Origin of the sequence: Candidatus Defluviibacterium haderslevense (assembly GCA_016712225.1) — a bacterium.
Classification (GTDB): Bacteria; Bacteroidota; Bacteroidia; order Chitinophagales; family Saprospiraceae; genus Vicinibacter; species Vicinibacter haderslevensis.
In genome coordinates, this window is the sequence record JADJRL010000003.1 from 1,823,733 (window position 1) to 1,835,847 (window position 12,115).

A 12,115-nucleotide genomic window follows, 5' to 3' on the forward strand; every position below is an offset into this window, starting at 1 on the left:
TAAGGATTTAGGTGATTCAATATTGCGTTATTTAATTGTTTACCTTTGCATAAATTTATTTTGTATGTTGAAGTCTTCATATGTTTTTTTTTATGTTTGGTCTTGTATTTTTTACTTTTCCTGTAATCAAGCTAAACAAGAACAAACAGTTTCAAATGAAAAAAAAACTTCTGGTTTTGAATTGATGAATTCAAGTCATACTAATATTCATTTTTCTAATACATTAACTGAGGATAATCAATATAATTATTTAAATTATGAGGCCATTTATAATGGAGCTGGTGTTGCTTTATTAGACGTCAACAATGATGGTTTACAAGATTTATTTTTTGTATCTAATCAGGATAAGGAAAAACTTTATTTAAATAAGGGTGATTTTAAATTTGATGACATTTCAGAATCCGCCGGTATACAAGGAGCTGATGAATGGACTGCTGGTGTTTGTGTTGCTGATGTTAATGGGGATGGGTATGATGATATTTATGTTTGTTGTCATTTATTGGAAAACGAAGAAAAAAGAGGCAACAAACTTTATATAAATAATAAAAATAATACTTTTACAGAGCAAGCTTCAAAATTTGGTATAGATGATAAGGGGTATTCTATACATGCTAATTTTTTTGATTATGATTTGGATGGAGACCTTGATTTATTGGTTGCGAATCAACCACCAAATAATAATAAAACTAGACAAGAAATTCTTAAACCAGAATATATATATAGCAACCATTTTTATAAAAACAATGGTAATAATACGTTTACCGATGTTACAAATGAAAGTGGATTATTTCAGGTTGGGTATTGTTTAAGTACCTCAGTTGGTGACTTTTCTAATGATGGATATCCTGATATTTATGTAGCAAATGATTATAATGTTCCAGATGCAGTTTATTTAAATTTGCGAAATGGAACATTTCAAAATATCACAGCTAATGCATTAAACCACATGAGTAATTTTAGTATGGGATGTGATATGTCTGATATGAATAATGACGGTTGGTTAGATATTTTTGTTGCAGATATGGTATCTGAAAATCGATATAGGAATAAAGTGAACATGAGTGGTATGAACCCTGCACAGTTTTGGAAATTTGTTAATTTGGGATTTCAGTATCAATATATGTTTAATACCATGCAATTAAATCAAGGTAACGGCCATTTTAGTGAGATAGCACAGATGTTAGGGATGTCCAAAACAGATTGGAGTTGGTCTGCATTTTTTAGTGATTTTGATAATGATGGATGGAAGGATTTATATATTACAAATGGGTTAATGCGGGATGTAAGAAACAAGGATTTTGATCATTTACGAAGTGAATTTTTGATGAATAAAAATAATCCTAGTTATCAAGGTGAACGTTTTAATTCTGCAGTTGAACTTTTAAATAAAGCACCGTCTGTAAAAATTAGCAATTACATGTTTCAAAACAAAGGGTCTTTGAATTTTGAAAATAAAACTTCAGCCTGGAAATTAAATGATCCTTCTTTTTCTCATGGTGCTGCTTTTGGTGATTTAGATAATGATGGAAATATTGATCTTGTTGTAAATAATATGAATGATCCTGCTTTTATTTATCGAAATACAAATACAGATGGTCATTATATTAGATTAAAATTGAAAGGAGAAAAATTGAATACAAGAAGTTTTGGAGCACGGGCTGTAATATATATTAATGGAAGCATACAAGTTCAGGAATTAACTAATGTAAGAGGGTATATGTCAACATCAGAGCCTTATTTACATTTTGGTGTAGGAAATTCTCAAATTATTGATTCTGTAATTGTAAGATGGCCTTCAGGCAAATTAATTAAAAAATTGAAAGTTAAATCAAATCAATTATTAGAACTTAATGAAGCTGATGCTATAGAATCAAGAAGTCAGTTTTTAGAAACAAGTACATTACAATATACTCAAGAATTGAATAGTGAAAACCTGAATAAAATAAGCTATATCCAGAATAATTATGATGATTTCAAACGTGAAATATTAATACCTCATAAAATGTCTACTTTAGGACCAAGTTTAGCAATTGCTGATATAAATAGTGATGGATTGGAAGATTTTTATCTAGGAGGGGCAGCAGGTTTTGCTGGACAACTTTATTTGCAAAATACAGATGGTAGTTTTATTTTGCAAACTTCAGGGCCATGGAGTACTTATAAAGCAAATGAAGATGGTGATGCATTATTTTTTGATGCAGATCAAGATGGAGATTTAGATTTGATAGTATGTTCAGGAAGTAATGTATTTCCTGTAAATTCACCCTTATACCAAGATCGATTATATATTAATAATGGACAGGGTCAATTTACAGATGGCTCAAAGAAATTGCCTAAGCTTTCTACAAGTAAAGGTTTGGTAAAAGCTTTTGACGTGGATGGAGATAAGGATTTAGATTTGTTTTTTGGCGGTAGACAAATACCCGGTAAATATGGATTATCAGTTCAAAGTTATATTTTGATAAATGACGATGGAACCTTTATAGATAAAACCAAAGAATTATGTCCTTTAATGTGTAGTGATTTTGGTAATGTGAGTTGTGGAAGTTGGTTGGATATTGATGGTGATGCAGATCAGGACTTGGTGCTAGGTGGAGAATGGATGAACATTAAAGTTTTAGAAAATAATGGACATGGTAATTTTTCTGATCAAAGTGTCAAGTGGAAAACGGATAGCACATTTGGTTGGTGGAATTCTATTGTTGCTACTGATATTGATGCCGATGGTGATTTGGATTTGCTAGCTGGTAATTTAGGTTTAAATTCTAAATTCAAAGCGTCTTTAGTAAAGCCATTCAGTATTTATTTAAATGATTTTGATCATAATGGTACATGGGATTCTTATTTAGGGGCGTATGATGCTGATGGTAAGATTTATCCTGTTCGTGGACGACAATGCAGTTCAGAACAAATGCCATTTATAAAAGAAAAATTTGCCAATTATGAAAGTTTTGCAAAAGCAACCTTAGACAATATACTTGAAGGAAAAATGGAAAATACGGTAGTTAAAAAAGTAACTGAATTTAAAAATGGATTTTTTATTAATGAAGGTATTAATGGATTTATATTTAAACCTTTTCCTATGGAAGCTCAAATAGCACCAATTTATGACTTTGTCGTTTATGATTTTAATAAAGACGGTAAGATGGATTTAGCTTATGGAGGAAATTATTTTAATCGGGAAGTGGAAACAACGCGAAGTGATGCGGGAATTGGGGGGATTCTTCTTGGGGATGGAAAATTAAATTTTGTACCCGTTCATTCAAGTTTGACAGGACTTAAGCTAAACCGTGACCTAAGAAAAATGAAATTAATTAAAGTTGCAAATAATGATTGTATTTTATCAGCTAACAATAATAGTCCTATACAATTGAATATGATAAAATAAAACTTTAAATAATCAAGATCTTATTTCAAATCACCTAATTTTATAGGAATCATTTTTTGAATTTCTACATACACTACCATATCACTTTTGGGAGGAACATAACCTGATCCATCTTCACCATAGGCTAAAGGATATGGAATAAACAACACGGCTTTATCTCCAACCTTCAAATATTTAAGTGCTTCTTCAAGACCGTCAATGGTACCGTGACTTCCTAATATGACATAATTCTGGGTTTCCGAGATCCACGAACTATTGAGATAGGAACCATCAGATAACATTGAAAATAAATGAAAATGAATCCTATAACCTGGCTTTAAAGGCTCTCCATTCCCGTTTTCTAAAATATGATAACTGAGCCCTGATGGTTTGTTAATTAAATTGTCTAACTGATTATTAATTTTATTTAAATTAATTTTTTGAATTACTGATTTGAGTTTTTCGGTATAATCTCTTCCTGCTACTAATGAGTCGCTTTTGGTTTTTCTTACATCTTGCATATAAGCTTCATTATCTTCCTCATTAACTATCTTTTCAACTTTCATTACAACGGTGAACTCAGTCACTCCTGTATATTTATATTTTAATAAGGACATGCTGTCCATTGGCTGCTTACAGGTAATACTATCTCCTAATGATAATTCAACAATTATATCATGTTGTAAATCATCTATTGCAATGTTTTCTTTGGGTATGCATCTTATTGGGGCCAAATTGCCATTGAATGCTGAACTTAATACAAGACTATCTCCAACCCACATTTGCATTGCACAATGCGCTATTTGCCCAAGTTTTATGACCTGACCTGGTTTATCAACTAAGAATTCAAAAGGATGTCCATTCGACGAAATTCTATGTACTGAATTTTTATTTTTACAAAAGGTTATGAAAATAAAAATTAGGATTATAAATCGATACATGACGTTAAAATTTTGCCAAAATTAATATTTATCTGAGTATTCAAATCATATCTGTTTATATTATATGTTAAATAAATTTAATGTTGTTATTATATACATTAAATATTATTTATATATAATAAATACCAAAAATTAAGTAATACTGTCAAGGATTAAAATTTTACCTTTGAAGGTTCAATAACGTCACCTGTTAGGGGTGGTATAATTGAATTAAACCAAACTCAAGGCTTAACTCCACTGGACGAAGCAATCCAAAAGAAAAGAGCCTCAATTTATTGAAAACCAGATCATTGAACTAAGTTCAACGGATCTGTGAGTGCTTTTCTGTTTTAGAAAACCAGAAAAGTATCAATGTTTTGTGTCTGTCATGTTCATGACAAGACGTTAGTTTGTTTTAATATATTATAAATGCAAGCACATCGAAATAATATTCGCTGTGTAATAGGAAACTCAGAAGAGAGTATAGCTAAAGAATAATAACTAAAAGCTATGAATCGGAAGGGTGGAATAAAGAGAAATGAACATATTTTATTTTAACTTAAATTAACCAAAACTCAAATCTTATGAAAAGGACGAATTTTAAGCGTTTTTTACTTTTTCTAGGAGATGGCCGGACCAGGTTCATGACAATAGCATTAGTCATGTTCTTTTCGTTAAGTCAATTCCAAAACCTATCAGCCCAATTAGGGCCATCTTCCATTCCATTGTTGAAATCTAAACAAGAAGTTAGAGCAATCATTGATCAACAGGTACAAATACTAGCAGATCAAATTGCACAAGTTGGAGGAACAAATAAGAGTGATCCAAGAATTTCTAATTTGTTGTCAGCACATAATATATATATGTATATGGCAGTGAATATGGAGCGAGGCAATACGATGAACGATGTAGCATACTTGGCTTATGCAGCAGCAAATTTTGGTCGAGTGAGTTCAAATCCAAATGCATTAAATGAAATAGTACCCCAGGGTGTTAGTTTGAGTGCATGGAATGTTGAATTTTTTAATATCATCGACGTAATTAAACAATAGGAATAGCTAAATCTCAAACTCAATATCTCATGAAAAAAACAGTAAACAAATTAAAAATGGTGTTCGCAGTGATGCTTGCAGTCGTATATACGACTGGAGTGTATGCACAAGCAATCACTTTTAACTCTGCATCATCGCAGAATATATGCGGAGACAATATAGCTCCGAATATAAACCAATCCAGTGGAGGTTGTATATTGCCACCAGCTGGAGGTATAGTTACATGTAATGGTTTAACCATAGCAACTGGCCAAGCAACGCAGTTTTCTATGCTTTTACCTGCATTATGTAATACGACTTATAAATTAACGAATGTTAATTTAAATTTTGTCATTAACTCTTGGGGTTGTGATTTTGGATTACACATGCGTAATCCACTAAACAATTATGTAACCTTGATGCAAACGGTAGGTTTATCATCAGCAGGCGGTACTTTCAACGGTATCAATATCTGTGATACATCGAATGTAGTGTATCCGGCTACACCAACACCAGGTATCTATAAACAACTATCACCTGCAGTAGGAACTGGAGGAACATCAGCATGTGGACAATCATGTAATGCTACTCCACCAATCAACAGCTATTGCAGTTTGAACGATGTGGTTCCAGCAGGAACGGGAATAGGAGGACAATGGTCCTTAGTATTCCAAAACGGATGGAGTGGCGAGACTGGTCAAATGACCAGCTGGGCATTGACGTTCGAACCACAAGCTACGTTACCTAATTTTACAGGAGTAACTACATTGCCATTAGCGCCAGGTTCATGTGCAGCAGCACCAATACCATGTGTTGCGGCTGGAGCATTTGCTTCATGTACTGCACCTGGAAGTGTTGCGCCATCAACAGCAGCACCGTTTTATGCAGGATATAATGTAACAACAAATGTACCAGCAGTACAAGTTAGTTATGCAATATTAACAGGCCCACCAACTGCTGCGACTTTAAGTTGTATAAACCAAGCAGGATTTTTACCATGTCCACCAGCAGGAATACAATTTACATCATCAGGATTAAAACATATCTTATGGAGATCATCTACAGGATGTGGATCATTTGATACTTCATACCAAGCTATTAATATAGCAGATTTGGAACCACCAACATTTGTACCGGCATGCCCTAAAGGAAACAGAGTAAATCTTAATGCTGGTCCTGGAGAATGCGGTGCATTCTGGGATGCTCCAGCATTTATGGCAATAGATAACTGTCCTTCTACATTAATATTTGGAGCATTGGGATTTTCAGGAGGATGTAACCAATATTCACAAAGCTTCTGCGGTATTAACGCATGCGGTGATTCAGGTGGATATTTCTTCGACTTAAAGAACAATACAACAAAACCAATGATCATCAGTGGTTTCGTGTCAACATTTACAGATAATGGAGCAGGAACACAAGCAGGTGTATTTGAAGTATATATGAAAAATACCCCTGTGAGTTGGAGAGTTGGAGCAGGAACTATACCTACCGCTCAATCTTGCCCAAATACCAATCCAAGAGCGAACTGGACTTTAGTTAAGACTACAGGAGCAGCAGACTCAGTAAGAACATCAGCATGGACAGCAGGAACAGCTGGATTAACAAAAGATACATTATGGATCGGTAAGCCGGCGAATGTATTTGATACAGCGACAGCATGCGATGGAACACAAACATTCAGAAGAGGATTAAACAGCAGCCCAATAACCTTAGGCCCTGGAGAAATCCGAGGTATTGCGATCTTAGGAGCACAAAATACTGGATACAGTATGAACTTACCTGGATTTGGAACATGTGCTACAGGAAATTATGGAGACGGTCAGTTAGTGATCAATCCAATACACAATACACCAGCAGGTGGAATAGGAGGTATCTCAGTAAACGCTGCAGGAGCGAACTTTGGAACGATATGCGTACCATTTGGTTTCCCTGGAGATGTCTTCTATGCATTTGTAGATGGTGGAATGGCAGGAATGGTACCTGTAAGTCAAACATGCGGAAGACCATTTGGTCCTGGATGTTACTTCCCAATAGGATGTACTAATTTATGCTATAGAGCAACAGACGCTGCAGGAAACGTTACAGTATGTAACTTCCAGGTATGTGTTAACGAATGGGCAAACCAAACATTAGCATTAGTATGTAATGATGAAGTACAAATTTCATTGGATCAAAACTGTGAGGCTACCATCAATGCTGATATGGTATTAGAAGGAGGACCTTACGGATGTTATGATGACTATATCGTTGAAGTAAGATTATGGACAACAACTGGAAACGGAGGATTGATCGATCGTAACTTAACAAAACCGGGAGTACAGATTAACGGAAATGAAATCGGAAGAGAATTGAGAATCACAGTACGTGACCCACAAACAGGAAATTCATGTTGGGGACATGCTACAGTAGAGGATAAATTACCACCGGTAATGACATGTCCAAGAGATACATGCGTTCCATGTCAATCACCATTGACCCCATCATTCACAGGTCAACCAACAGTACTTGAGAATTGCGGAGGAGCAAGTGTAACATATAGAGATAATGCAACACAAGGAGGTTGTGCAGCTAGATATTCAAAATTGATCTTACGTACATTTACAGCAGTAGATGCTAGTGGAAACAGATCAGTATGTACACAAACAATAACAGTAGCGTTAGGAGATTTAAATATTGTAAGCGTTCCATTGAACTTTGACAATATCGAAGAACCAATGTTATTATGTGATGAGAAAATAGATCGCAATAAGAATGTAGGTCCACACATGGCAGACTTCCCTGAATGCGTAGATGGATACTTGTTAGATTCAGCCTATTGGTATGCAAACCCTAACCAACCAAACATCTATCCAAACAGAAGAATACCAAGAGTATTGGGATGGAACTGTATCGACAATCCAAACAGTCCAAATTTTGGACATCCAAATCCTGATCCGGTATACTATCCAGCACACAGACAGTGGTCACAAACCAATCCATTATGTTGGGGTCCTGACACAAGAATTATGTGGCATGGAACTGGAAAACCAGGAGGAACAGATTGTATCAATTTAGCAGTAACATACAAAGATATCATATTTGATTTAGCAACACCTGGTTGTGATGCAGGTCCGATAGGATGTTATAAAGTATTACGTCAATGGACAGTATTAGATTGGTGTACAAGTTTAGTAGGAGGTCACAACCAAATTATCAAGGTAGTAGACGCTGAAGGACCGAATATTTTATATCCAGATAGTACAAGAGTTAACATGGAAACATGGACATGTACAGGAAGATGGGACGTACCACCAGCCTGGATCGTGGACAACTGTTCAAATGAATTACACTATACAGTAGAAGTTGAAAACGGAACTGTATTAGGAAATGAAGTATCAGGATATGTAGTAGTAAATATGCCAGAAGGATTACAAAATGGTTATATCATTGCAACAGACTGTTGTGGAAATATAACTAAGAAAGTAGTTAAATTAAATGTAATCGACAGAACGCCACCACAAGCAGTATGTAGAACAGCTACAGTAGTGAGCTTGAATGGAAATCAAAATCCTGGAACAAATTATGCTTCAATATTTGCAGAATCATTTGACGAAGGATCATTTGACAACTGCCAACCACACATCTGGTTCAAAGTTATCAGAATGGCTGAATTGTTGGGAACCAACAGTGGAAGTAATTCAAATAACGTAGTAGCATGTGCAGGCTTAAATGGAGATGACAACACAGTATTGGCAGGAAATCAAGTATATTTTGATGATGTTACAAGATTCTGTTGTGCAGATGTAGGACAAAAGATCATGGTAGTGTTTAGAGTATTTGATGTGAATCCAGGCGCAGGCCCGATAGCACCAATCAACATGACCAATCCAAACAGTGCATTATTCGGAAGATTCAGCGATTGTATGGTAGAAGTAGAAGTACAAGATAAGAGTGTACCTACAGTAGTAGCACCACCAAATATGGTAGTAAGCTGCTGGTACTGGTTCGATATCACAAAAGCAAATGATCCAAGCGACCGTCAATTCGGTAGAGTGGTAACGAGCTTATCAGATAGAGAAAAAGTAAAAACATCTGATATCGTATGTCACAAATTCTGCGAAAGAAATCAATACACAGGCTATCCAGGCTATGTACAAACAAATCAAGTACCGGTACCTGCACCAAATCAAGCATGTATCTATTACAACCAATTGTTTGATACAGCACACTGGGATCGCAAGTATGAATTAGTATGGGGCTTTGACGGTTATGCATTAAGTGCATGCGGAACGAACCCAACGATTGTAGTAAATGACTTAAGAGAGTGCGGACAAGGACAAATCCAACGTATCATCACAGCAACAGGACCAAACAATAGCCGAGTGAATGCAATCCAAACCATTTGGGTAGTAGATTGTGATCCATTCTATATTGATCCACTAAACTGTAATGATCCAAGATATTCAGATATCCAATGGCCAAATGGTGTATGTAACCAAAATCCAATCGTAATCGATGGTTGTGGAGCAGACATCAGCCCAGAGAATCCACAATTGGGTAAACCAGTAGTGGTGAATAACGCAGATGACAATTGTGCATTAATCTCTATTGAAAAATTTGATGAGATCTTCACAATAGAACCAGATGCATGCTTCAAAGTATTACGTAAATGGGTAGTGATTGACTGGTGTCAATATGATCCATTCATCGATCCAGATTTCGGAAGATGGGAAGCATTACAAGTGATCAAAGTAAGAGATCAAGACAAACCAGTAGTTACATGTGAAGTTGGACCATGTGAGCCAGCAGTGATAGATCCGACATTAAAAGTATGTGTAGGTCATATCAGCTTAACAGCAACAGCAACAGATAACTGTACACCAGTAGATTGGTTGTTCTGGGAATACAAGATTGATGCATACAATGATGGCAAGGGAGTACACGGAGGCTATGACTTCCGAGTAGGAACATTGACCCAACGTCAATATAATGCAGGCGATACAGTAGAGTATAGCCACAATCCATTCGCTGATGACAATCACAATCCATTCAATGCAAGTGGAACATACCCAATCGGTATCCACAAAATCAGATGGAATGTAGAGGATGGTTGCGGAAATATAGGAGTATGCGAAACATTATTTGAAATCAAAGATTGTAAAGCACCAACACCATATTGCTTAACAGGAGTGATCACAGTACCAATGCCATCATCTAAGTGTGTGGATATATGGGCTAAGGATTTAGATCATGGAAGTTATGACAACTGTACACCAAAAGACAGCTTGAAATTCTATTTTGACGGAGATGAAAACAAACCAAGTATCCGAGTATGTTGCGATGATTTCGTAGCAGCTGGACAAAACGATGAGTTAAGAATCGAAGTTGAAATGTGGGTACAAGACGAAGAAGGAAACAGAGACTATTGCAAGACAATAGTAATTGTACAAGATAACTTAGATAGCTGCTTAAATACAGGATCATTTGGTAAGATCACGGGAAGTCTTAAAACAGAAGGAAGTGAAGAAGCTAAACCAGTAACAATGCAGTTAGAGACAGCGAATTCAGCGATGAAAGAAGTGACAGGAAGCCCTTATACATTTGGAGATTTGAAATTCCCAATAGTATATACAGTTAAACCAAGTCGCAACGATGATCACTTGAACGGAGTAAGTACAGCGGATATCGTTAAGATCCAAAAACACATATTGGGTCAAATACCAATAACGAGCCCATACAAGTTGATAGCAGCAGACGTAAACGCAAGTGGAAGTATAACAGCATCAGATATCTCAGAAATGAGAAAATTAATCTTAGGCGTACAACCAACATTTACGAAAGTAGCATCATGGACATTTGTACCGAATTCATATGTATTTGCAGATCCAAGCAAACCATGGAATGCACCAAGATCAAGTACAGTAAGTGTAAATGACAAAGTGGAGTACAAAGAGAACTTCATGGCAATCAAGATGGGAGATGTGAACGGTAATGCGAAAGCAGGCTTAGTAGGAACATCAATCCGTACGACAGGAACATTGAACTTAGAAATCGAAGAAGGTACAGTAGTAGCTGGACAGACGTATAAGATGAATGTTAAATCAAGTGACTTTGCAAGCATCGCAGGTTATCAATTTACAATGAAGTATGACAACGAAAGTTTGGTATACGAAGGAGTAGAAAGAGGCGTGTTGAATGTAAATGAAAGCAATATCGGAACGATCAGAAGTGGAGTGATCACAACAAGCTGGAACTCAAACGTGGGAGAAAGCTATAAATCAAACGAAGTATTGTACAGCATCGTGTTTAAAGCAACAAGAAGCGGCAATATCAGTAAGATGATCAGCATCACAAGTGATGTAACAAGAGCAGAAGCTTATGACAACTTAGATCAAGTTAAAGAAGTTAAATTAGGCGTACGCACCGATAAAGGAATTGTAGAAACAGGTGTGTTCGAATTGTATCAAAACGAACCAAATCCGTTCAGCAAAGAAAGCGTAATCAGCTACCGCTTACCAGAAGCATCAGCAGTTAAATTAACTGTATACGATGTAACCGGAAAAGTAGTAAGAGTATACGAATTGAAAGGACAAAAAGGCTTGAATAGCTATAAGATCACGAAGAGTGAGTTAAGCGTATCAGGCGTATTGTACTATCAATTAGATGCAGCTGATCATACAGCAACAAAGAGAATGGTCGTAATCGAGTAATCGATTGATCTTAGACATTTAGTTTTATTATAATGCCCTTCAACGAAAGTTGAAGGGCATTTTTAGTTTAATTATATACCACATAAACTCTAATTAATTTATCTT

4 protein-coding genes are annotated in these 12,115 nt (G+C 35.7%); 3 read left to right on the forward strand and 1 reads right to left on the reverse strand.

Going from position 1 to position 12,115, the window contains the following annotated elements; genetic code table 11:
- Positions 1-64 precede the first annotated feature (64 nt).
- A complete protein-coding gene (locus IPK88_07330; protein MBK8243220.1) occupies positions 65-3,388 on the forward strand; it encodes a VCBS repeat-containing protein in 3,324 nt (1,107 codons plus the stop codon).
- A 20-nt stretch (positions 3,389-3,408) separates the two neighbouring features.
- Here the strand turns inward: IPK88_07330 and IPK88_07335 are convergent, their stop codons facing one another.
- Positions 3,409-4,308: an FKBP-type peptidyl-prolyl cis-trans isomerase gene (locus IPK88_07335; GenBank protein ID MBK8243221.1), complete on the reverse strand. Its 900-nt coding sequence runs from the start codon at positions 4,306-4,308 to the stop codon at positions 3,409-3,411.
- Between the two features lie 563 nt (positions 4,309-4,871).
- Here IPK88_07335 and IPK88_07340 point away from each other — a divergent pair.
- Both IPK88_07340 and IPK88_07345 read left to right on the forward strand, forming a co-directional pair.
- Positions 4,872-5,339 (forward strand): hypothetical protein, encoded by a 468-nt coding sequence (locus IPK88_07340; GenBank protein ID MBK8243222.1) that lies wholly within the window; start codon positions 4,872-4,874, stop codon positions 5,337-5,339.
- Positions 5,340-5,368: 29 nt separating this feature from the next.
- Positions 5,369-12,010, forward strand: a complete 6,642-nt coding sequence (locus tag IPK88_07345; protein ID MBK8243223.1) for a T9SS type A sorting domain-containing protein — start codon at positions 5,369-5,371, stop codon at positions 12,008-12,010.
- Positions 12,011-12,115: the final 105 nt, after the last annotated feature.

Bases quoted from the DNA above. Each gene is read 5' to 3' on its own strand.
- IPK88_07330 (MBK8243220.1), top strand. From the start codon at position 65: ATGTTGAAGTCTTCATATGTTTTTTTTTATGTTTGGTCTTGTATTTTT.
- IPK88_07335 (MBK8243221.1), bottom strand. From the start codon at position 4,308: ATGTATCGATTTATAATCCTAATTTTTATTTTCATAACCTTTTGTAAA.
- IPK88_07340 (MBK8243222.1), top strand. From the start codon at position 4,872: ATGAAAAGGACGAATTTTAAGCGTTTTTTACTTTTTCTAGGAGATGGC.
- IPK88_07345 (MBK8243223.1), top strand. From the start codon at position 5,369: ATGAAAAAAACAGTAAACAAATTAAAAATGGTGTTCGCAGTGATGCTT.